Origin of the sequence: Pseudovibrio sp. Ad46 (assembly GCF_001623065.1) — a bacterium.
GTDB lineage: Bacteria > Pseudomonadota > Alphaproteobacteria > Rhizobiales > Stappiaceae > Pseudovibrio.
The window spans coordinates 179,751-201,887 of record NZ_LMCG01000080.1 but is presented as its reverse complement, the minus strand read 5'-3'; the positions used below and the strand labels follow the sequence as shown (position 1 = coordinate 201,887).

The 22,137-nt window shown below is 51.3% G+C and carries 17 protein-coding genes; 6 read left to right on the top strand and 11 right to left on the bottom strand.

Features of this window, described 5'->3' with window-relative positions:
- Positions 1–36 precede the first annotated feature (36 nt).
- On the top strand, positions 37–1,236 hold the full coding sequence (locus PsAD46_RS24230; RefSeq protein WP_063308041.1) for a pyridoxal phosphate-dependent aminotransferase: 1,200 nt from the start codon (positions 37–39) through the stop codon (positions 1,234–1,236).
- A 195-nt stretch (positions 1,237–1,431) separates the two neighbouring features.
- Here PsAD46_RS24230 and PsAD46_RS24225 read toward each other — a convergent pair whose 3' ends face one another.
- Positions 1,432–2,145, bottom strand: a complete 714-nt coding sequence (locus PsAD46_RS24225; protein ID WP_063308040.1) for a hypothetical protein — start codon at positions 2,143–2,145, stop codon at positions 1,432–1,434.
- Positions 2,146–2,592: 447 nt separating this feature from the next.
- Between PsAD46_RS24225 and PsAD46_RS24220 the strand changes: the two genes are divergently transcribed.
- Both PsAD46_RS24220 and PsAD46_RS24215 read left to right on the top strand, forming a co-directional pair.
- Complete coding sequence (locus PsAD46_RS24220; protein ID WP_057461132.1) at positions 2,593–3,102, top strand: DUF992 domain-containing protein; 510 nt, start codon at positions 2,593–2,595, stop codon at positions 3,100–3,102.
- 246 nt (positions 3,103–3,348) lie between these two features.
- Entirely contained in the window at positions 3,349–5,409 is a 2,061-nt protein-coding gene (locus tag PsAD46_RS24215) for an elongation factor G (RefSeq protein WP_063293954.1), read from the top strand.
- A gap of 143 nt (positions 5,410–5,552) precedes the next feature.
- Here the strand turns inward: PsAD46_RS24215 and PsAD46_RS24210 are convergent, their stop codons facing one another.
- Positions 5,553–6,440: an NAD(P)-dependent oxidoreductase gene (locus PsAD46_RS24210; protein WP_063308039.1), complete on the bottom strand. Its 888-nt coding sequence runs from the start codon at positions 6,438–6,440 to the stop codon at positions 5,553–5,555.
- Positions 6,441–6,726: 286 nt separating this feature from the next.
- On the opposite strand from PsAD46_RS24210, the gene msrP reads away from it, so the two are divergent.
- On the top strand, positions 6,727–7,704 hold the full coding sequence (msrP, locus tag PsAD46_RS24205) for a protein-methionine-sulfoxide reductase catalytic subunit MsrP (protein WP_063308038.1): 978 nt from the start codon (positions 6,727–6,729) through the stop codon (positions 7,702–7,704).
- Between the two features lie 244 nt (positions 7,705–7,948).
- Here msrP and PsAD46_RS28220 read toward each other — a convergent pair whose 3' ends face one another.
- The 4 genes from PsAD46_RS28220 to PsAD46_RS24190 form a co-directional block, all read right to left on the bottom strand.
- Positions 7,949–8,092, bottom strand: a complete 144-nt coding sequence (locus tag PsAD46_RS28220) for a hypothetical protein (protein WP_167550275.1) — start codon at positions 8,090–8,092, stop codon at positions 7,949–7,951.
- 946 nt (positions 8,093–9,038) lie between these two features.
- The gene (locus PsAD46_RS24200; protein WP_057461129.1) at positions 9,039–9,950 is read right to left on the bottom strand and encodes a LysR family transcriptional regulator; all 912 of its coding nucleotides are present in this window, start codon (positions 9,948–9,950) and stop codon (positions 9,039–9,041) included.
- A 27-nt stretch (positions 9,951–9,977) separates the two neighbouring features.
- Complete coding sequence (trxB, locus tag PsAD46_RS24195) at positions 9,978–10,940, bottom strand: thioredoxin-disulfide reductase (RefSeq protein ID WP_063290001.1); 963 nt, start codon at positions 10,938–10,940, stop codon at positions 9,978–9,980.
- 63 nt (positions 10,941–11,003) lie between these two features.
- The gene (locus tag PsAD46_RS24190; RefSeq protein ID WP_057461127.1) at positions 11,004–11,963 is read right to left on the bottom strand and encodes a mitochondrial fission ELM1 family protein; all 960 of its coding nucleotides are present in this window, start codon (positions 11,961–11,963) and stop codon (positions 11,004–11,006) included.
- A 161-nt stretch (positions 11,964–12,124) separates the two neighbouring features.
- On the opposite strand from PsAD46_RS24190, the gene PsAD46_RS24185 reads away from it, so the two are divergent.
- Positions 12,125–12,607, top strand: a complete 483-nt coding sequence (locus tag PsAD46_RS24185) for an Lrp/AsnC family transcriptional regulator (RefSeq protein ID WP_057461126.1) — start codon at positions 12,125–12,127, stop codon at positions 12,605–12,607.
- Between the two features lie 66 nt (positions 12,608–12,673).
- Here the strand turns inward: PsAD46_RS24185 and PsAD46_RS24180 are convergent, their stop codons facing one another.
- From PsAD46_RS24180 to PsAD46_RS24160, 5 genes are all read right to left on the bottom strand, one after another.
- Positions 12,674–14,008: a hypothetical protein gene (locus tag PsAD46_RS24180; protein ID WP_063308037.1), complete on the bottom strand. Its 1,335-nt coding sequence runs from the start codon at positions 14,006–14,008 to the stop codon at positions 12,674–12,676.
- A 145-nt stretch (positions 14,009–14,153) separates the two neighbouring features.
- A complete protein-coding gene (locus PsAD46_RS24175; protein WP_063293952.1) occupies positions 14,154–15,494 on the bottom strand; it encodes a globin-coupled sensor protein in 1,341 nt (446 codons plus the stop codon).
- Between the two features lie 388 nt (positions 15,495–15,882).
- Complete coding sequence (greA, locus tag PsAD46_RS24170; RefSeq protein ID WP_057461124.1) at positions 15,883–16,356, bottom strand: transcription elongation factor GreA; 474 nt, start codon at positions 16,354–16,356, stop codon at positions 15,883–15,885.
- Between the two features lie 95 nt (positions 16,357–16,451).
- On the bottom strand, positions 16,452–19,814 hold the full coding sequence (gene carB, locus PsAD46_RS24165; RefSeq protein WP_063308036.1) for a carbamoyl-phosphate synthase large subunit: 3,363 nt from the start codon (positions 19,812–19,814) through the stop codon (positions 16,452–16,454).
- 179 nt (positions 19,815–19,993) lie between these two features.
- Positions 19,994–20,227 (bottom strand): helix-turn-helix transcriptional regulator, encoded by a 234-nt coding sequence (locus tag PsAD46_RS24160; protein ID WP_057461122.1) that lies wholly within the window; start codon positions 20,225–20,227, stop codon positions 19,994–19,996.
- Between the two features lie 1,284 nt (positions 20,228–21,511).
- Here PsAD46_RS24160 and PsAD46_RS24155 point away from each other — a divergent pair.
- Positions 21,512–21,961 carry a MerR family transcriptional regulator gene (locus tag PsAD46_RS24155; RefSeq protein WP_208860172.1) on the top strand — a complete coding sequence of 150 codons (450 nt, stop codon included), beginning with the start codon at positions 21,512–21,514 and terminating at the stop codon, positions 21,959–21,961.
- Positions 21,962–22,137: the final 176 nt, after the last annotated feature.

Genomic DNA, 22,137 nt, shown 5'->3' with positions numbered 1-22,137 from the left:
TTGCGAAGAACGTACCCGCTTCTATTGGAGGGCATTATGGGCTTTATCGCTGACTCGCTGTCTCGTGTGAAACCATCTGCAACGATTGCAGTGACCACGAAGGCACGCGAACTGAAAGCCGCAGGCCGCGACGTTATCGGCCTTGGTGCTGGTGAACCAGATTTTGATACGCCAGACAACATTAAAGCTGCTGCAGTTGCAGCTATTAATGAAGGCAAAACAAAATACACAGCGGTTGATGGCACTCCTGAGCTGAAACAGGCAATCAGCGCTAAGTTCCTGCGTGACAATGGCCTGAAGTATGAGCCAAACCAGATTACTGTCGGAACCGGCGGCAAGCAGGTGCTCTACAATGCATTGATCGCAACCATCAATCCAGGCGATGAAGTTCTCATCCCTACACCGTACTGGGTGTCTTACCCTGACATGGTGCTGCTGGCTGGTGGTGAGCCTGTGGTTGTTGAGGCGGATCAGAAGACTTTCAAGATCACGCCCGAAGCGCTGGAAGCGGCGATTACGCCTAAAACCAAATGGTTGATCTTCAACTCACCATCCAATCCGTCTGGTGCTGGCTACACCCGCGATGAGCTGAAAGCTCTGACCGACGTTCTGCTGAAGCATCCGCATGTTTGGGTGATGTCTGACGACATGTATGAGCACCTTGTCTATGATGACTTTGAGTTCACCACACCTGCGCAGATCGAACCTCAGCTTTATGATCGCACTTTGACCGTGAATGGCGTTTCCAAAGCGTATTCCATGACCGGCTGGCGTATTGGTTATGCGGGTGGTCCTGCTGATCTGATCAAGGCGATGGCGAAGGTTCAGTCTCAGTCCACTTCCAACCCATGCTCCATTTCTCAGGCAGCTGCGGTTGAAGCGCTGAATGGGACACAGGATTTCATTCCAGTCAACAACAAGGTCTTCCAGGATCGTCGTGATCTGGTTGTGTCTATGTTGAACCAGTCTTCCGGTCTTGAGTGTCCGGTTCCAGAGGGTGCGTTTTACGTATTCCCATCTTGCGCAGGCACCATTGGCAAGACTGCGCCATCTGGCAAGGTGATCGAGACTGATCTGGACTTTGCAGGTGAGCTTCTGGAAACTGAAGGTGTTGCTGTTGTTCCGGGTTCCGCGTTCGGTCTGGGTCCAAACTTCCGCGTTTCCTATGCGACTTCCACTGAAGCTCTGACTGAGGCTTGTACTCGTATTCAGCGTTTCTGCGGAAACCTGAAGTAAGCGATTTTCTGAAACGAATGCCTGGGAGATCTCAGGCATCCAGTTTTAAGCGACAGATACAAAAAGGCGCTGCATCACGCAGCGCCTTTTTTGTTTTAGGTGTTTCGCGGCACCAAAGAAAACTTTGGTGCTTTGTTTGTGCGTATCCTTATCCGAAAACCGGAATCCACTTTTCGGGGATACGCTTTTGGATGCTTAGTCCGGGAGGAGAGCATCCAGAATGTAGCTGTTGTTGACGAATGTGCCGCGGCTTTCCTCAACCAATGTCTGTGCATCGGCGAAGGAGAAGCGGACGCCTGCCATGATAGAAGCGTTTTCGAGCTTCTCAGAGCGCAGGTCTGCGAACATCGTCATGCCGTTGGCGGTTTCAGTCCCTGGCTTGAACTCCATACCCATTGCGTAGATATGGCTGTCGCGCAGATAGCGGTAACCCGCGTAAAAGCGTGCGTTTTCGCTGGCATAGTAAGATGCGGTTGCACCACCCATGACAGAGCCTGTATCGTCGATCATCTGAACGCCGATCAGTCCGTCAACAGACAGGTTTTCAAAGTGAACCTGTGCTTCTGCACCTACGTAGCCGAAGGAACCGGCTCCACCGTTGATTTGCGCTGCAGAGCCAACAACACCGAAGTAGTTGTAGTCCTGCGTGCGGAAGCCCATGCGGCCTGTGCCAGCATAAAAGCCATAATCCTTGGTCCCGCCTGCGGTCGCATCAAATTGTGATGCAAAGCCTGGCCCCTGCCCGAAAGCAGCTGTTCCTGACAACAGGCCCAACATCTTGCCTTCGAGTGCCCCGAAAGCAGTTGTAATGCGGGCATTGATGGGATTTGCCTGCGCGATCGCTGGAAGAGTTGCAATGGCTATTGCACCGGTTATGCCAAACAAAAGTGTCTTCAAATTTGAGCGCATTGCTGATTCTCCGTACTCAATTTCTGAGTGGAGACTCTCGTGTTTTATTTAAAACATTGTTCTAAAGTGTCCCAGAATGGGTCAAATCGTTAGGCTTAATATCTATGGTTAATAATTGGTATACAGCTTTATGAAACCTTCTGAGGATGTAGGGTTTATCGATAATTTTTCCGTAAGTCCTTCTGCATGCAGGGCTTCTCGTAGGTGACTTTGAGCGGCTTAAGGGATGCTTAGGGTTAACCCGGTGAGGTGACGGACAGGGCAGGTCGGTCTGTTATGCGTTTATGGTGAAAATCCTAATCACAATTTCTAACGCATATCACTAGGTAAAAATAACGCTGGAACTAAGCGGAGCATTCACTGTGATCGTAGCAAGGCTTTGACAGTCCGTACGCTTTGGTTTCCCATTGTGAAAAGGTCGTAGAGCCTGAGCACTGGAGAACAATAATGAAGAAATGCCTTGCTTTTGCTGCTGTTGCCGCTCTTGGTCTCAGCACTTCCGCCTATTCTGCAGACACGCCTGCACCTCCTCCTGCAGAACCCCAAAAGGATCGCCCTGGTGTTGAAGTTGGATCTTTGACCTGTGATCTGGTTGCCGGGACCAACTTCATTGTTGGCTCCTCTCATGAACTGTCCTGTGTTTTCAAATCGCCGAGCGGAAAGCGTATCGAAGGATATACCGGCACCATCAACAGCTATGGTATCGACATCGGACCCGTCACATCCGGAACGTTGGTTTGGGGGGTTGTTGCGCCGAAGGCTAACCTGAAGCCGGGTTCTCTTGCCGGGAATTACGGCGGTGTGTCTGCCGGTGTCACGTTGGGTGCTGGCGTGCAGGCGAATGTCCTGCTGGGTGGCCTGAATCGCTCTATCGCTTTGCAGCCTTTAAGCCTGCAAGGCCAGACTGGAGCGAACATTACAGCTGGTGTCACAGGGCTGCGGCTGACCAAGCAGTGATCCTTTAATTCTTAGGGGGATTGTGAATCCTAACCCTTTGATCTTTATAAATAGCGCCGGTTCATATTGTGCGGCGGACTGTCACGCTTCAGTCCGCTGTTGTTTTGGCGCTTGCATATCACTGTGTTTCCGAGTGACGATACTTATCCAGAGTCTTATAATACTCTGGAAGGCGCGTGTGATTTTGCGCCGCCATGGCGCAAACGCCCGTGTCTGCTTCCCAAACCCAAACAGGGAGTATGGATCATGGGAGACAAGCATGTCGGAGTTGCCGGAGGCAGGGTTCGCAGCCCTCGTTCGGTTGCCATAATTGGACCTTTCGCAAGTGGCAAGACCACACTGCTGGAAGCTCTTCTCGCACGAACGGGGGCTATTGGGCGACAGGGAAGTGTTGACGCGAAAAGCTCACTGGGTGACAGCAGTGACGAAGCGCGTGATCACAGCATGAGCGTTGAGGCGAACATTGCCACCTGCACCTATAAGGGCGATCACTTCACATTTATCGACTGCCCCGGATCCGTAGAATTTCTTCACGAAGGCAACAGTGTCTTAAACGGAGTAGATATTGCCGTTGTGGTTGCTGAGCCAGATGAAAAGAAGACAGCAGCTCTTCAACTCATTCTCAAATCACTCGAACAGCGGAACATCCCGCATGTTCTCTTCCTGAACAAAATAGACAAGGCAACAGGTAGTGTGCGCGCGATGCTTCAGGCGTTGCAGCCAGCTTCGAGCCTTCCAATGGTGTTGCGCCAGATCCCGATCTGGGAGGACGGCACTGCGACAGGCTTTATTGATCTGGCGCTGGAGCGGGCCTTTGTCTACCAGGAAGGCAAGCCAAGTAAGACCATCGAGATTCCAGATGATGAGCGTGCCCGTGAGGTGGAAGCGCGCTATGCCATGATGGAAATGCTGGCAGATCACGATGATGTTCTCATGGAGCAACTTTTAGAAGACGAAGCTCCTGAGAGTGAGGTCATTTTTGATGATCTTGTGCAGGAAATGCAGCGCGGCGAAATCTGCCCTGTGTTTATTGGCAGCGCGATCAAAGGCAATGGCATCCGCCGCTTGCTGAAGGCTTTGCGCCATGATGCTCCAGGTATTGTTGAAACCCGCAAGCGTCTGGGGCTCAAGGAAGATGATGCCATTCTTCAGGTGCTGAAAACCTACCACACTTCACATGGCGGCAAGCTCTCTGTTGCTCGTCTGTTTGGTGGGTCTGTGAAGGAAGGTGCGCTTCTTTACGACAGACATGGGGAAGAGTATCGCCCATCTGGTCTGTTCCAGATGCAGGGTTTGCAGCCGAAGAAGATTACAGAGGCTGTTGCTGGTGATCTGGTGGCTCTTGGCAAGCTGGATAATATTGAAACCGGCATGACCCTTGGTGTTGGTGCCAAGCCTTCGCAAAGTCTGTTTGTCGTTGATACTCCGGATGCAGTTCTTTCCAAGGGGATTACGGCGACAGAACGGAAGGATGAAGTCAGACTCTCTACTGCGCTGTCCAAGTTGGTGGATGAAGACCCATCCCTGAGCATTACCCAAGTCCAGAGCACGGGTGAGACCGTACTGGAGGGGCAGGGCGAAATGCATCTGCGTGTTGCTCTTGAAAAACTGACCGGACGCTATGGGTTGTCTGTGAAGAGCTTTGAACCTCGTATTCCATATAAGGAAACCATTCGCGGCACGACTGAGCTGCGCGGACGCCATAAAAAGCAAAGTGGTGGCCACGGTCAGTTTGGCGATGTGGTGCTGGCTATTCAGCCTATGCCACGCGGTGAAGGGCACAGCTTCAACGACACGATTACTGGTGGCGTGGTGCCTAAGCAGTACATTCCATCTGTCGGGGATGGTGTGAAAGAAGCTCTTGAAAAAGGGCCTCTAGGCTTCCCGGTCGTGGATGTGGCTGTGACGCTGAAGGATGGCTCCTATCACTCCGTTGACAGCTCCGATCAGGCTTTCCGCATGGCAGGTATTCTGGCCATGAAAGATGGTTTGAAGGAATGTAAGCCAGTTCTTCTTGAGCCCGTTGATAAGGTTGTTGTGGCCTGTCCGTCAGATACCACAGCTCGTATCAATGCGATTGTTTCCGGTCGCCGTGGACAAATCCTTGGGTTTGATGCCCGCGATAACTGGGATGGCTGGGATGAAGTGGAAGCCATGATCCCTGAGAGCGAACTCAGCGACCTTATTGTAGAGCTGCGCTCTGCAACAGCTGGTGTGGCGACGTTCTCTCGTAACTTTGATCACCTTGCCGAACTTTCCGGCAAGGCTGCGGACAAAGTGATTGAGGGTGCAACAGCACCAGCCTGATACTCTAGAGCTTGCGCGCGTATTCTTGTCCGAAAACCGGAACCACTTTTCGGGAATACGCTCTAAAGTGAGACAGAAAAAGAACCCGGGGCAATGCTCCGGGTTTTTTGTGTTAGCTGAGGGCTACTGCATTCCTCCTCAGATCAAGGTTTGATCGGTGGCAGGGATGCTGTTTGGGCCATGAGGCGGGCGAGGATGGACCAGTCTTCGTCTGCATATCCAGCTGCGATTGCGGTACGGAGTTGGTTGGCGACGACATCTGCTGTGGGGAGCGGTACTTTGAGATCCTGAGCTGTTTGTTGCGCCAGGTTGACGTCCTTCAGGCCCAACGAGGTTTTGAAGCCGGGAGAGGGGTTTTGCTCGCGGGCGATGAGTGGAGCGTACGCTTGATAGACGGGAGCGCTGAACAGTGTTTCTGTTATTAGTGTGAGGAAGGTCTGCGGATCTATGCCCGCCTTTCTTGTCAGGGTGAAACTTTCGGCCAAAGCTTCCACCGCCGCCGCTATCATGAAGTTCATGCCCAGTTTGGTGACTGCAGCTTGGCGCGGTGTTGGCCCCATCCAGAATTGCCGCATGGATATGGCTTCCAGAACAGAGTGGGCTTCATCCATTGTGCTGCGTTCGCCTGCTGCGACGGCGACCAGTTGCCCTTCCGCGGCTTTGTCTGGTCGGCCAAGGACTGGCACGCATAAGAATCTGACATTAGCGCGCTCGTGGGCGGCTGTGAGGTGGTCTACCATTGGTGGGCTGATGGTACTGTGAGAGATGGAGATGCTGTTTTCTCTCAGTGGCAGTGCCAGAGTGTCTCTGGAAAGATAGACGGCCTCAACCGCTGCATCGTCTGATAGCATTGAGCAAACGATATCGCAGTCTGCAAAGTCTTGCAGAGATGTGGCTTGTTGTGCTCCCTCCGCGACTAGATCAGCGGCTTTTTCCGGAGAGCGGTTGTAAACTTTCAGAGCATGATTTTTGTTGATGCGCTGGGCCATTCCCAGGCCCATGGCGCCCAGGCCGATAAATCCGATTGTCATGGTGCCGTTCCTTTGCCCTGTCTGACATACGCTGCGCGTTTCAGAATAAGCTGGAGGCGTGTTTGAAAGGGTGTCTTGAACCCGCTGAATTTAAAGAAATCTAATCTGATTGGATGTTGATGGCGGCTTTGAACCGAGTGGTCTGACAGTTCTTCCTGTGCCCGCCTTCCGTGATCACGAAAAGGATCACGGGGGGTTTACTTGAAGTTTAAGGGGTTTCGCCGCTAAGTCATAGGCCAATATTGGTAGACATTACCGTAACCCTTACCTGCTTGGAGATGGCAGCATGAACATTATTCATAGGCCTGAATGGATTATTCCGGAAAGAGAAGCGACACCTGAGGATGTGTTCTTCAACCGGCGCAGGTTTATGAAGGGCTTGGGCGCTGTTGGCCTTGGTCTGGCCGCTGGTGGTACTGGTCTGGTGAGCAGTGTGTTTGCGCAGGATGGCAAAGACCCGACCCTTGATCTCTACCCAGCTGAGCGGAACCCTGATTTCACTCTGAAACGGGCAATTACGCCTGAGAGCGTGACATCCGTTTACAACAACTTCTATGAGTTTGGCTCTCACAAGCGCATTTCCGGTGCAGCGCAGGCGTTGAAGACACGTCCGTGGGCGATTACCATTGATGGTATGGTTGATAATCCGCAGACCATCGATTTTGATGATTTGGTGCGAAAGATGCCTTTGCAGGAGCGCCTTTATCGTCACCGCTGTGTTGAAGCGTGGGCGATGGCTGTGCCGTGGACTGGCTTCCAGCTATCCGAGCTGGTGAAGTACGCTGGTCCGCAGAATGGTGCTAAGTATATCCGTTTTGAGACCTTTGAAGATTCCGACGTGGCCAGCGGTCAGCGTCAGTTCTGGTATCCGTGGCCTTACGTTGAAGGCGTGACCATGGATGAGGCCATGAACGACCTGGCATTTGTTGCGACTGGCATTTATGGCAAGCCGTTGCTGAAGCAGTATGGCGCACCGATCCGTTTGGTAATGCCATGGAAGTACGGCTTCAAATCCATCAAATCCATCGTGAAGATCACATTTACTGATCAGCGTCCGGTTAGCTTCTGGGAGAAGATTGGCCCAAGCGAATACGGTTTCTGGGCGAATGTGAATCCGGAAGTGCCGCATGCACGCTGGTCTCAGGCTTCTGAGCGTTTGCTGGGTACGGATGAACGTGTGCCAACACAGCTTTACAATGGCTATGCGGAGCAGGTAGCGCACCTTTATAAGGATCTGGAAGGAGGACAGAACCTCTATCGGTAAACGCTTGCTGATAAGCTTTTAAATGGCCTGGGTGGTTAGTTGCGAATGAGCAGCAAAGCCACCCGGGCTTTTTTTGTGCGCGTTGAGCTTTGGTGCTGGATTTGGCGAATTAGCCTATTCACTCAATGAGTTTTTAGAGCTGTAGGATTAGGCAGGATTGAACTGGAAGGATAACCTGCCTGTTGTTGTGGATAACTGAAAAATGGCCTGTCCTCGTCAAAAGAGGAATCAAAACGGGCCGCTGTTATTCTGCCGGAATGTGCAGAGTGATTTGGCTGCCGAGCCGTTCCGCCCTGTCAGCTTCGCTTATGGCGTGGGAGATTTCGCCATAGATTGCGAAAAGTGCGCAGGCAATCAGAGTGTAAAATGCTTTTCTCAGGTCATTCACATCCATTACCTCGGATATTTGCCAATAGGTATGATTCGATAAGTAAAGGATGCAAGCTGATTTGTAATTTCGCTGATTAGGGGTGGTAAAATTTCACTGTTTGAAGATTTACCTAGGAAAAATATAGTTAATTTGAGTGAGAGTTGCAGAAACTACTAGCTTATGTGAGTTGGGAATACCTTGAATCTGATGGGTTTTCCCAGGGTGGCGCTGCGCAATAGCCTGATGAATCCGCATGTCTCTGCGTGCATCTGGGATAGTTGATTTTTTAGTGTGCCTAAGAAGTAAGCGACCCTAGGTCTGTTTTTAGGCAGGGCGATTTTGAGCATGTCATGCGTGTTTGTCTGCGGCTGTAACTGCTCAGCAAAAGACCTTTCAAAACAGCTTTATAGCGCGTCAGGTGCGCTGCTGGCTTTGTGTGCTGCGAGGTTCTTAGAGAGGTTTGCTGGCTAAAAGGCCTAGGTAGACCCTTGGTCACCTTTGGCATTTGGAAGCATTTGGCAAAAAAAAACCGGACCATGCGGTCCGGTTTCGAAGTGATGAATGATAAAGCACCTAATGGGTGCAATCACCTTCCAGAGGGGAACAGTTGATCGGATGTTGATGTCACTGGGAGGAGAGGTGTGACAACAACTGATCAACAGCAGGTGTATATATGCAGTGCAGCGCCGAAACAGCAATCCTTAATTTTTGCATTGCAGCTATGCAATTTTGAGGGGGCTTAAAACCCTCGGAACTTCATTGCAGGATTTGACAACTATCAGAAAGCTAACTCTGCGTAAGATATTGTCATTTCGGGATGAGATGGCGTGAAAAAGGCCTCACAGACGGTCTGAGAGGCCTCAAAAGAGATCTGGAATATTATTTATTTTGCAGTGCAAAACTTAGGGTTGAAACTCCTGAGCTGGCTCATCAAGCCAACTTAGCTCTTTTGCAGAGTTCTAGCCTAGTGTGTCCAACGTTCTGCATAGGAGACGAGGAAGTCTCTGAATGCAGTTACACGAGCGGTGTTTTTCAGCTCAGATGGATACACGAAGTAGGTATCAAAGCTTGGCAGCTCTTCCTGCGTGACAGACATAACGCGTTTGATGCCTGCGCCCGGCTCAACCATGTAGTCTGGCAGAATAGCGATGCCGACGCCGGTCTGTACGGCTTTCTTGATGCCAGACAGGTTGTTCACGCGCAGGGAAACATCGCGGCGCTCGCCGTTTGGCAAACCGGCTGTTGCAAGCCAGTTCATCGCGCGCAGGTAGGAGGCCATGTTGTCACCGATGGTGATCAGACGGTGGTGGTCCAGATCATCGATGGTGCTTGGGCTGCCAAAGCGCTCAATATAGGTCGGTGAGGCGTAGACGTGGAAGTGCACCGTAAACAGCTTGCGCTGGATGAGGTCTGGCTGTGTTGGCTGGCGTAGGCGGATGGCGACATCTGCCTCACGCATGCCCAGATCCAGCTCATCATCCATGCAGATGAGTTCCAAACGCATGTCCGGGTAAAGATCCACGAACTCGTTGACACGGGCGGTGAGCCAAGTTGAGCCGAGACCCACTGTGGTGGTCACACGAAGCGTGCCGCTTGGCTTTTCCTTGGTGTCGGTCAGGCGGGACTGAACGGTTTCCAGTTTCAGCAGAACTTCGCGGGCGGTTCTGTAAAGAAGCTCGCCTTGTTCTGTTGGAATCAGTCCGCGCGCATGACGGTGGAAGAGGGGGACACCCAGCTCTGCCTCAAGTGCACTGACCTGACGGCTGACAGCCGACTGGCTCATGTTGAGAGCTTCGCCTGCGTGGGTAAAGCTTCCTGCCTGTGCTGCTGCGTGGAAAATCCGCAGCTTGTCCCAATCCAAAGAACGGCCTGGCATTTGCTTTCCCCCCATCTTCCCGGTTTCTTATTCTGCTGCTTCAGTTTCAGATTCCAAAGCTGCCAGGTAGCGTTCTGCTTCCAGTGCAGCCATGCAGCCCATTCCTGCAGCGGTCACGGCCTGACGGTACTGCTCATCAGTCACGTCACCAGCTGCGTACACACCCGGAATGGATGTCTGAGTTGAATCAGCTTCGGTCCAAATGTAACCGGATTCCTTCATCTTTACCTGATCTTTGACAAGGTCAACCGCTGGAGCGTGTCCAATGGCGATGAATACGCCGTGTGTGGACATTTCTGTGGTTTCACCGGTCTTACGGTTTTTCAGGCGGATGCCAGTCACAACAGCTGGGTTTTCGGTGCCGAGGATCTCATCCACTTCACTGTCCCAGACCACGTTGATCTTTTCGTTTTTGAAGAGGCGTTCCTGAAGGATCTTTTCGGAGCGCAGGGCATCACGACGGTGAACCAGCGTGACTTTTTCTGCCAGGTTCGCGAGGTAGAGCGCTTCTTCAACAGCGGTGTTGCCGCCGCCAACCACAACAACTTCCTTACCACGGTAGAAGAAACCGTCACAGGTTGCACATGCGGAGACGCCACCAGCCTGATACTTTTCCTCTGAAGGCAAACCGAGCCATTTTGCCTGTGCACCGGTTGCGATGACGAGGGCATCTGCGGTGTAGAGGGTGCCGCTGTCGCCTTTCAGCTCAAACGGGCGCTTGGAGAGGTCTGCTTCCAGAATTGTATCGTAATCGATCTTGGTGCCGACGTTTTCTGCCTGCTTGCGCATTTCTTCAACCAGCCAAGGACCCTGAATTGGATCGGCAAAGCCCGGGTAGTTTTCAACGTCGGTGGTGATGGTCAGCTGACCGCCAGTCTGCACACCTGTGACCAGAAGCGGTTCCAGCATGGCGCGCGCGCCGTAGATTGCGGCGGTGTAGCCTGCAGGGCCGGAGCCTACGATCAGGAGTTTGGTGTGCTTAACAGTCATTTCCTCAGAACCTCAAATTTCGTGCGCGCTTGGATAGTACCAGTGCCGTGTTAGGGAGGGGTTCTATCCGCTCGTTTGCTTTTGTTCAATCGCTTTGGATATGGCATCCGCAATATCCGGTGTTGCGTCTATCGGTTCATAAGTAGGTGCTAATATGTCTCCGGGGAAGGGATGAAGTACTCCCAAATCCTCCATTCTTGATAAAAACCTATCAAACTTTTTGTGAGTGCCTGTTGGGCGGAAGCCGTAGATAGGCTTTCCGGTGGCTGCAGCTTCGCCCACCATATTGGTGGAATCTGTTGTAACCACTGTGATTTCTGCGTTGGCCAGGTACTGGGCGATGGGGTTTTCACCTTCCCCATTCCAGAAGAGATGACCCTCGGATCTGCCCAGATCATGCAACTGCATTGCCAGCTCTCTTGGGGTGCGGCGGGAGCAGGTGATCATGAGCGAGTGGGTTTGCGACAGGTTTTTAAGTGCGGCGAGAAGCGTGTTGATATTGTCGGGCGTAAAGGTGTGATGCTGGGAATTGCCGCCAATCAGGACAGCTGCTTTGGGCTTTGGCAGCGCTGCGATTGCCTCAAGTGGGTTGTCGCGCGCGTCCTGCAGCTTTTGCGCTGAGAAACGGTGAGGTGACGTAAGTGTTGTTACTATGTTTTTCCCAGAAATTCCGTCATGTTCCGGCGCCCAGACAAAATCAGCAAATTTGCTGTTGATCTTTGGGTCCTTGAGGAAAACAGTAAAGGTCTGGCCCTTGGAAAGCCGCTTTAGTGCGCGTAAGTAGGGCACCGCTCTGCGCCCGGATGCAATCGCGACCGCGGGATATGGGGGTGCAAGCGGGCTTTCTGGCTTGTGTGGTGCGTCTTTGGGATCGATTGGTCCCCAAGGCATTGCGTAGGTAAAAAGCTTGCGGGGGGCAACTAATCGAATTTCGTAGGGCAGTCCCAAGGCGTCGGCTACACCGATGCATTGCGCTACGTCTCCGATCTTGCCATCTGTTAAAACCCACAGGTTTTGCGACATTTTGTTCCCCCAGCTTTCGGGAAGTGTCTGCAAAATGCTATTTGTTGATATAGTCTGTCGCAAATAAGCAATAAACTAGCATTTCGCCTAACTTCGTGTTTTAGGCAGTGTTGTAAAACAGGTTAACTGTTAATCCAATAGGACAAGCAAAGGAGACGAGCTTGAAAGCGCGTCTGGATTCGATCGACTGGCAAATTTTGAAGGAGCTGCAGGGAGACGGCCGCATTACCAATGTGGAGCTGGCTCGTCGTGTAGGAATTTCTGCGCCCCCATGTTTGCGCAGGGTTCGAGCCCTGGAAGAAGCAGGACTCATTCGCGGCTACCGTACGCTACTTGATGAGAAACAACTGGGATATGAAGTCACCGCCTTTGTCATGGTTGGATTGCATAACCAAACAGAGAATGACCTCGTCTCATTTGAAGCGCAAGTCAAGGAATGGCCGTTGGTTCGGGAGAGCTACATGGTGTCAGGTGAAGTTGACTTCATCATGCGCTGTACGGCTAAAGATCTGGAAACCTTCCAGAACTTCATTATTCGCGATGTGACTTCCACAAAGAATGTGGATCACGTTCGCACTGCACTGACCATCCGCCGTATCAAGGATGAGCCGAACGTGCCGATTGATAAGCCTGAGTATTTCTAACGGGGCTTATCCGGGAGAAACTTTTTAAACGGCCTTCGCGTAGGAAGGCCGTTTTTTTATGCGTGGTCACATCCACTTACCGACTGTGATTGTAACTGTGCCTGACTTTATGTTTTCGTTCGTTTTCGAGGGAACTTCAGGGCCGTCATAGGGGCCGACCGGATTTTCATCCATGCTGAAGCCATAGGCTGCCTGATTGAGTATGAGGGATGGTTTGCCGGAAAGGCGTGAGTCGTTTCCATCACTGTCGCTGTAGTGCAAGAACTTTGAGTAATAGTGACATGTCTTGCCTGCCTCGTACCACTTGCTCCAATCGTTCCATTTTGAGGTGCTAAAGGCTGCCTGTGCGCTTTCTGTCGTTTCGGCGGTCAATACGCCATCTAGTGCTACACCGCGGCACAGCGCTTCCCAGATACTATCCTGGAGCAGGCCTGCATCTCCAGCAGCCCCCGCCGGAGTTAAACCAACGCCAAAGGATTGCTGGAAGACGTATTGGCTGCTCGTCAGACCGCTTTCCGGCTTGTAGAAGTGGAAAGTGCCAGCTGGGCCTGTCAGCGTATAGACTTGGGTTTGCTCGGTTGAACCAGATTGTGTCTGTGTGGTGCAGCTTCCTTCATACAAACGAGGAACCGCTTTTGAACCGAGATTGATGCTCAAGACGTTTCCCGGCGAAAAGAAACGGTCGAGGGTCTCATCCCAATAGGTCGCCAGGGGATCATTTGTTGTTTTCTGGTAGTTGCCGGATTTTGAGGCGAGCCAGTCGTTGGGATCACAGATGGCGAAGAACTGATTGACCACGAGGGGCGGTTGGAACCCGCCTTTTGTGAGCGGTGTGGAGTAGAGCAGGGGGAGGAAGTGAGCGGCGGCTGGATCAGCCTTAGCTTCGTTCCTCATGAACTTTGTGAAGGCCTTGGCAATCTGAGCCCGTGTCACGTCTTTGCGCATGCCATATTGCGGGCCGTCCAAGCCTTCAACATCAAAACGTAGGTTGAGACCAAAACCGCTCACCGCGGACAGGTTCAGCTGAGCATCCAGACCAAATTCGAAAACGTCAAACGGGCCGGGAGCCTCCACGCCGGGTGTGTTGGCATAAGGGTACTGGGTGTATTGAATCGGGTTGTTGTTTGTGACTGTGAGGTCCTGCGGCTTGTCTTTGGAGACAACAAACAGGAAGCGGTCATCACCGTTGGTTTTGTCCTCTAGCACTACATCGCCGATATCCGAGAGCTTTTGAAACGGAACGCTGGTTGGTGCGTTTGTCGTGCTCGGTCTGGTGAAATTGTTTCCTTCCAAGACCTTGAAGTGTTCCTGTGACCCTCCGTTGATCCAGCCTGCGACCCAGACATGTGCTGTGGTATCGGGCAGACCACTTTCATCAAGCAGTTTGAATTTGATGGACATTGCGTTCCCTTTTTTTTGTTTTTCTTCTTGGTGTTAGAGGGACGTGTCTTGGTTGACTTTGTGAGCTGCTGCTCTGGACTGCAAATACAAAAACGGCCCTCACGTGGAAGGCCGTTCTGGTGTTCTTGAATTGTCGTCGTGACGATTAAAGGCAGCGGATGCTTGAGAAGAAATGAGAGATTTCTTCTGAAATTGCTTCGCTTTGCTGGCTGAGTTCTGTCGCAGCGGATGTTGCTGTGGCAACAGCGCGTTTGGATTCGTCTGCAGTTGCCAGGATGTTGCTCAACTCGCTTGTTACGCCCTTCGCATTTTGAGAAGCGGACTGAATGCTTGAAGAGATTTCGTTGGTTGCGATGGCCTGTTGGTCCACTGCATCAGCAATTGCCGTCGCTGTCGAACTGACCTCCTCAATCTTCTGGGAGATAGCAGAGATTTCTTCTACGCAGCGGCGTGTTTCGCTTTGGATCGCGCTGATCTTGGAGGCGATCTCGTCGGTTGCCTGACCTGTCTGGCTTGCGAGGTCTTTCACTTCGCTTGCCACAACAGCAAAGCCGCGGCCTGCATCACCTGCACGGGCTGCTTCAATGGTTGCGTTGAGGGCCAGAAGGTTGGTCTGCTCTGCGATTGCACTGATGAGCTCAGTCACAGCGCCGATCTCGTTGGTTGCTGTCTGCAAACCGAGGACAGTGTCGTTGGTGCGTTCTGCATCTTTGGAAACAGTCTGTGCTGTTTCTGCAGAGCGGGTCACTTGCGAACCGATTTCGGCGACGTTTGCGGACATCTCTTCAACCGCAGCCGCACCGGAGTGAACATCAGAGGCTGTGTAGTCAGCAGACTGGCTCGCAGCTTCTGCAGCCATTTTGCTTTGCTCGGATGTCTCGCGAAGAGTGAGTGCAGAGTTTTCGACGCGATTGCCGGCTTCTGCTGTCTGCTCTATCCGCTTGGTGATTGTCCGCTCAAACGCATTGATAGCATCTTCAAGCTGTTGGGTGCGCTCATCGCGCTCCTCTGTGTAGTGACGATGGTAGGCGGAGACCGCTTGTCCCATGTCGAACATCACTGCTTTTTGAAGAGCGATCAGGCTGCGTGACAAGCGGCCCGGTGAAAAGCGCATCTTGCTGGAGAGCACTTTGGTCAGCTCTTCGAGAATAAACGTATAACCACCAATATACCAATCCGGTTCAAGGTCGGTGTACACGTGGGCGCGGCCAATCTTGTCAACGCGCTCCATATAGGTGGAATCAAAACCGCCAGTGAACAGGATCTTCCAGTGGCTTGCTTGAGCTGATTTCAAGCCATCAACCTTACCGGAAACCTTTTTCTTCAGTTCCGGATCACGCTGAACGTGGTTGTAAAAATCGCTCAAAATCTGTGTTAAGTGGCCCTCAACACTGGGCCAAAGATCTGAAAGTGTTTGTATGGTCTGACTATCGATTTTGAAAAAACCGAGCTGGCTTTTCAGACCTGAAAATGAATTGGTGGTCATGGCAGCAAATTTCCCGTCAATTTGTCGAGTTCATTTGCATTTACAAGGGTTAACAGTAAGTAGATTTATCCATGCAAAATAACGAATATATACCTATAATTGTGTTGGTAAGCGCGGATTGTGATGAGATATGAGCTTTTTAGGCAGTGATCCGTGCCAGATTGTCGCAGCGTTTGGCTGCTTTTTCAGATTTTTGAAGTAAATCCGTTAACTTATCGAGGAACCTAATATTTGTTCTGTAATTAGTGGATAACTCGTGTGGGTTGCATAAAAAATGCCGCTCAGAGCGGCACTTTCATTTCTTGAAATCATAAGGCTCTGAAATTCAGCAAGGACTATCTCAGTTCATGAGAAGTCCTGAAATGCTGAATTCAGCTCTACAATTTACTTAACCGAATTGGACTTCAGTAATCTCGTAACCGCGTGCACCACCTGGAGCAGTCACTTCGACGCTGTCACCAACAGACTTGCCGATGAGTGCGCGTGCAATTGGGGAGGAGATAGAAATGCGTCCACGTTTTACGTCAGCTTCAACATCACCAACGATCATGTACTTCTTTTCTTCCTCGGTATCTTCGTCAATGAGAGATACGGTTGCACCGAATTTGACAGTATCGCCGCTGAGTTTGGTCAGATCGATGATTTCTGCAAGACCCAGAAGGGCTTCCAGTTCGTTGATCCGGCCTTCGTTCAGGCTCTGCTGTTCCTTCGCTGCGTGGTATTCCGCATTCTCTGAAAGATCACCGTGAGCACGTGCTTCGGAAATGGCTGCGATAATGCGCGGGCGTTCTCCGGTCGTGCGATGCTTAAGCTCTTCTGTGAGCATCACATAACCTTCCGGCGTCATAGGTACCTTTTCCATGGCTCGTACACCTTTCTTACGTTGTGGTGGTGTGGCCCATCACACTAAAAAACTGACCGGGCTGAGAAGCCTCAACCCGGACCTGTTAAACTATACTAGCAGAAGTAAGATTGTAGGGACCTTACTTCAAGCGTTTTCGCTCGGAAAGCTTCGATGCCTTGAGCTGCTGCTACGGCTCCTGCCACAGTTGTGTAGTAAGGAACCTTGTTCATCAGCGCAGCCTGACGAAGTGACCGACTGTCGGAAAGTGCTTGTGCGCCTTCGGTTGTATTGAAGACGAGCTGAACTTCTCCGTTCTTGATAGCATCAACGATATGAGGACGCCCTTCAAGCACCTTATTGACCTTTGCGCACGGGATGCCTTGGTTTTCCAAGTATCTTTGCGTGCCTTCGGTGGATATAATGGAAAACCCTGATGCTACAAGTTTTTTAGCTGCTTCAAGAATTTTCGGCTTATCTGCATCCTTCAATGAGATGAAGACTGTTCCACCTGCTGGAATAACGGTGCCTCCGCCGAGCTGTGACTTGGCGAATGCGAAGGAGAAGTCTGTGTCCAGACCCATGACTTCACCGGTAGAGCGCATCTCAGGACCAAGAACCGTATCAACACCCGGGAAACGAGCAAACGGGAAGACCGCTTCCTTCACTGCGACATGATCCAGCTTTTTCGGCTTGAGGTCGAAGTTTGACAGTTTCTCGCCTGCCATGACGCGGGCTGCGATTTTTGCAATCGGCACGCCAATGGTTTTTGCCACGAACGGTACTGTTCTTGATGCACGCGGGTTCACTTCCAGAACGTAGATCTCTCCGTCCTTGATTGCGAACTGAACGTTCATGAGGCCAACAACGTTGAGTTCCAGAGCGAGTTTGCGGCCTTGCTCTTCCAGTCTCGCAAGTGTTTCGTCATCCAGCGTGTAGGCTGGCAGGGAACATGCGCTGTCGCCGGAATGGATACCAGCTTCTTCGATGTGTTCCATGATGCCACAGATGAAGACGTCTTCACCATCACACAGAGCGTCCACATCCACTTCGATTGCGCCGTCGAGATAACGATCGAACAGAAGCGGGTTGGTGCCGAGCAGGGTGTTGATCTGGCCGGTTTTATCGTTCGGGTACTTGGCGCGCACATCATGTGGAACCAGCTCTGGCAGTGTGCCGAGCAGGTAGTTGTTGAGCGCTTCCTCGTCGCGAATGATCTGCATTGCGCGGCCACCCAGCACGTAGGATGGGCGAACAACAAGCGGCAGGCCAAGCTGGTTGGCAATGAGGCGGCCCTGTTCAACAGAATAGGCGATGCCGTTTTCTGGCTGTTTCAGATCAATTCTGTGCAGCAGACGCTGGAACCGGTCACGATCTTCTGCAAGGTCAATCATGTCTGGTGACGTGCCGAGGATTGGAATGCCGGCTTCTACGAGCGCTTGTGCCAGTTTAAGAGGTGTCTGGCCACCGAACTGAACGATAACACCCTTCAGTGTGCCCTTGGAGTTTTCTAGGCGGAGGATTTCCAGCACGTCTTCAGAGGTGAGAGATTCGAAGTAGAGGCGATCGGAGGTGTCGTAGTCTGTTGAGACTGTTTCCGGGTTACAGTTGATCATGATGGCCTCGAAGCCAGCATCTTTCAACGCAAACGCAGCATGACAGCAGCAGTAATCGAACTCGATGCCCTGACCGATCCGGTTTGGACCACCACCCAGAATGACGACCTTTTGCTTCTCGCTTGGGTTTGCTTCGCAGGAAGGCAGACCCGGTGTTGGTGTCTCGTAGGTGGAGTACATGTAAGGCGTTGGAGACGCGAATTCTGCGGCGCAGGTATCAATGCGCTTATAAACTGGCTTCACGTCGAGCTCAGCCCGCAGAGCTGCAACTTTATCAGCAGTCGTCTGGGTGAGAACCGCAAGACGGCTGTCTGAGAAGCCCATAGCTTTGACCATGCGCATGGCGGCTGCGTTGTCTGGCAGGCCATGCTCGATGATCTTTGCTTCCATGTCCACGATTTCCTGCATCTGCTCCAGGAACCACGGATCAATCTTGCAGATGTCGTGGATTTCTTTTGCAGAGGTGCCCAGGCGCATGGCCTGAGCCACATTGAGCAGGCGATCTGGTGTTGGGACAGCCAAAGCTTTGCGGATCGCAGTGTAGTCTTCGCCGTGGCCAAGGCCGTCGACTTCGATTGGGTCGAGGCCCGTCAGACCTGTTTCCAGACCACGCAGGGCTTTTTGCAAGCTTTCCTTGAAGGTCCGGCCAATGGCCATCACTTCACCAACAGACTTCATTGCTGTTGTCAGGGTTGGTTCGGAGCCTGGGAACTTTTCAAACGCGAAACGCGGGATCTTGGTGACGACGTAGTCAATTGTCGGCTCAAAAGAGGCTGGTGTTGCACCACCGGTGATGTCGTTTTCCAACTCATCAAGGGTGTAACCAACAGCGAGCTTTGCCGCGATCTTTGCAATCGGGAAGCCCGTTGCTTTAGATGCCAGCGCGGAAGAGCGGGAGACGCGTGGGTTCATCTCGATCACAACGAGACGGCCATCCGCCGGGTTGACCGCGAACTGAACGTTCGATCCGCCTGTTTCAACGCCAATCTCACGCAGAACCGCAATCGAGGCGTTCCGCATGATCTGGTATTCTTTGTCGGTGAGGGTCAGGGCAGGGGCAACCGTGATGGAATCGCCTGTGTGGACGCCCATCGGGTCGATGTTTTCAATGGAGCAGATGATGATGCAGTTGTCCGCTGTGTCGCGAACCACTTCCATCTCGTATTCTTTCCAGCCGAGCAAGCTTTCGTCGATGAGCACCTGACCGTTTGGAGACGCATCGATACCGGAGCGAACAATCTGTTCGTACTCTTCACGGTTATACGCTACGCCGCCGCCTGTACCGCCGAGCGTAAACGCAGGGCGAATGATGGCTGGCAGGCCGATGGTGTCGATCTGGCGCATGGCTTCAGCATAGCCTGCTCCGCGGTCATATCCGGTGATGGTGCCTTCATCATCAAGGATTGGCGGAGAGGATGCGATTGCGGCGCGTGGATTTTCCAGCCCGATCTTGTCCATGGCAGCGCGGAATTTTTCACGGTCTTCAGCCTTGTCGATGACGTCGGCTTTTGCACCGATCATCTCGACACCGTATTTTTTCAGCACGCCTTTGCGGTCCAGTTCCAGCGCACAGTTGAGTGCGGTCTGGCCGCCCATGGTTGGCAGGAGCGCGTCCGGCTTTTCCTTGGCGATGATCTTTTCAACGGCGTCCGTGGTGATTGGCTCGATGTAGGTTGCATCAGCCAGATCCGGATCTGTCATGATGGTCGCCGGATTTGAGTTCACCAAGATAATTCGGTAGCCCTCATCTCGCAGTGCCTTACAAGCCTGAGTTCCAGAATAATCGAACTCACAGGCTTGACCAATCACGATGGGGCCAGCCCCGATGATCATGATAGATTGGATGTCATTGCGTTTAGGCATGGTGACTCACATATGCTCGCGTTTAAGCACCAGTGCACCCGATCGGTGCTCTGGTGGTGCCCTCTTTAGGAGTATGTCGGCTGAGCGCGCGTTATAAGAAATATTCGAGTAATGATAAACCCCGACGAACGCCTATTTCCGAAATAATCCGGTTTTTTTTCTCAAGACTTAAGGGGAGTTTATTCAGCTAAAGTCGTGTTCTCTGTGGTTTTCTCACCATCAAAGTCAGCAATACCAGTGCTTAAGGCATAGCAGGCCAGCCTGACAGACTTCGGAATTTCTACCGGTTTACCGTCACGATTGCCGTTTTCATAATACTGAATCATTCGTTTTTTTAAGCCGAGGCGTTCCGCTGCCTCTTTTTGCTTATAGCCCATCGACTTGCGCCAAGCCCGAAACTGAGATGGTTTCATGATACTAACCTAATGATTCCCAGACTGAAAATTCATTGTACAGACTGATGCATAATAATCTGCATTCGTACTATTGCATATACTAGAATGTAAAAAGCGCAAAAATTGCGCCATTTACCTTGATGAGGCGCAATTAGTGCGCTTATAATTGTGGCATTTCAGGAAAACTCCCGTAAGCCTGTGTGATTTCTTTGCATAGAACTGAGGTGGCTTTCCATTCACGCGGCTCATCAAGGAGATAATCATGTTAAACGAACTCATCCTGTATCGGGCTAATCTGAAGAGCAAAAAGATGGATGTGCACCGTCATGCGACTTTCAGATTTCAAATCAGACGGATCGTCAATGGCCTGTTGAAGGGCTAAGCGCAAGTACGTGTTTGATGGTAAATTGAGTTTACCTGCTGAAGACGGTGTCTTTCTTCTGGCTTGCACATGCTGAAGATGATTCAATTAATGAAATTGGGTGGCCAAAATTGTGCAATGCGCACAATCTGGCACTTTTGACCTAGTGAATCTTTGGGTAATCTTGCCTTTTAATGTGTCAGATTCCACATTATCCCCTCTGTACGCGACGGCAGTTCAAAGTTTTGCAGCGCGAAAAATGAACATCCTGTTTAAAAAATGTGCAGAGTGATCATTTGGTCAGCCAATTTTCGTTTTACTGAGAAAGAATAAAGTCAGAGCAGATCTAAAGAAGGAGAGTAGTTAGAAGTTATATTGCTCACTCTGGCTATCTCTTCGTCATGTTCACATATTATAGACAATATGTAATTGACGCTTCTATAGTATATTAGCTCGGATAACGCAGGAACATCTTTGGGTATTTGCCGGAAAATGTAGAATAAATCAGCGGACTTGCAAAAGTAGGTGCCGCTATTTTTTTATAATACTTATCTAGTATAACTACTTATGATGTTAATTCTCGGATGTCCTAGTGTATACGTTGCATTTACGAAGTAAAAAATGCGATGTCGGGCTATATTTTATCAGTTTCCTTGTGTAGATTATCAATTGTCCAATATGAATTATCATAGATTTCATTGAGGACTTTGAAAGTGGGGGTACTCATTCCTCACTGGGGATGCATTGAAGATTGTTCAAATGAACATCGAAAAGCTTCCGCAGTGTGAGTGGGTATCAAATGCTACTGCATAAGCTAGTACAGAAGTGGGGGAGTACAAAAGTTATTAGGGGAATTCATGGAGGCACCGGGTGGGGAGCTGAAATGATGAGCTTTTGTAACTCTTCTAAGGTTTAACATACAAACCACCGGGCAAATGGAAATGAACAGTATTCCTAGTAAGCTAGATGTCGCTGCGGATATCGCTGGACCTATTCGTGAGGACGATGGGGACGGTCAACTGCTCGCAATCTCTGAAATGTCAGAATTGTTCAGCGTCACTCTGCGTACACTACGATTTTATGAGGAGAAGGGGCTTCTTAACCCAGTACGTCGTGGAGCACGCCGCTTCTACAGAGGTCGTGATGTGAGCCGCATGCGGGTCATTTTGCAGGCCAAGAAGATCGGTCTGACGCTGGCAGAAGTTCGTCGTATTATCAAGCTCGTTGAGGGTTCCAGCCCTCGTCCTGAGCAACTTAAAGAACTTCAGGAAATTTGTGGTGCGCAGGAGCAGCTGCTTCATGAGCAGGAGCAAGCGCTTCAAGAACAGATTGCAGAAGTTCGCGGTGTGTCTCATGCACTGAGCAGCATGCTGGAGACAGAAGCAGCTTAATCGCTTCTGATAAGAGTTACGGAACCCGGCTCCCTTGGTGCCGGGTTTTTTGTTGCCTTGATGTTGCTGAGGCGGTGTTTCCTGTCACGATCTGCTTAGGGTTGGGCAAAAGAAAAGCGGGGCACTGGACCCCGCTTTTATTCATTCTGCTGTGCCGTTTTGATGAGCGAACGCGC

Bases quoted from the DNA above. Each gene is read 5' to 3' on its own strand.
- PsAD46_RS24215 (WP_063293954.1), top strand. From the start codon at position 3,349: ATGGGAGACAAGCATGTCGGAGTTGCCGGAGGCAGGGTTCGCAGCCCT.
- PsAD46_RS24210 (WP_063308039.1), bottom strand. From the start codon at position 6,440: ATGACAATCGGATTTATCGGCCTGGGCGCCATGGGCCTGGGAATGGCC.
- PsAD46_RS24220 (WP_057461132.1), top strand. From the start codon at position 2,593: ATGAAGAAATGCCTTGCTTTTGCTGCTGTTGCCGCTCTTGGTCTCAGC.
- PsAD46_RS24200 (WP_057461129.1), bottom strand. From the start codon at position 9,950: ATGCCAGGCCGTTCTTTGGATTGGGACAAGCTGCGGATTTTCCACGCA.
- PsAD46_RS24155 (WP_208860172.1), top strand. From the start codon at position 21,512: ATGAACAGTATTCCTAGTAAGCTAGATGTCGCTGCGGATATCGCTGGA.
- PsAD46_RS24175 (WP_063293952.1), bottom strand. From the start codon at position 15,494: ATGACCACCAATTCATTTTCAGGTCTGAAAAGCCAGCTCGGTTTTTTC.
- carB (WP_063308036.1), bottom strand. From the start codon at position 19,814: ATGCCTAAACGCAATGACATCCAATCTATCATGATCATCGGGGCTGGC.
- PsAD46_RS24180 (WP_063308037.1), bottom strand. From the start codon at position 14,008: ATGTCCATCAAATTCAAACTGCTTGATGAAAGTGGTCTGCCCGATACC.
- greA (WP_057461124.1), bottom strand. From the start codon at position 16,356: ATGGAAAAGGTACCTATGACGCCGGAAGGTTATGTGATGCTCACAGAA.
- msrP (WP_063308038.1), top strand. From the start codon at position 6,727: ATGAACATTATTCATAGGCCTGAATGGATTATTCCGGAAAGAGAAGCG.
- PsAD46_RS24160 (WP_057461122.1), bottom strand. From the start codon at position 20,227: ATGAAACCATCTCAGTTTCGGGCTTGGCGCAAGTCGATGGGCTATAAG.
- trxB (WP_063290001.1), bottom strand. From the start codon at position 10,940: ATGACTGTTAAGCACACCAAACTCCTGATCGTAGGCTCCGGCCCTGCA.
- PsAD46_RS24190 (WP_057461127.1), bottom strand. From the start codon at position 11,963: ATGTCGCAAAACCTGTGGGTTTTAACAGATGGCAAGATCGGAGACGTA.
- PsAD46_RS24230 (WP_063308041.1), top strand. From the start codon at position 37: ATGGGCTTTATCGCTGACTCGCTGTCTCGTGTGAAACCATCTGCAACG.
- PsAD46_RS24225 (WP_063308040.1), bottom strand. From the start codon at position 2,145: ATGCGCTCAAATTTGAAGACACTTTTGTTTGGCATAACCGGTGCAATA.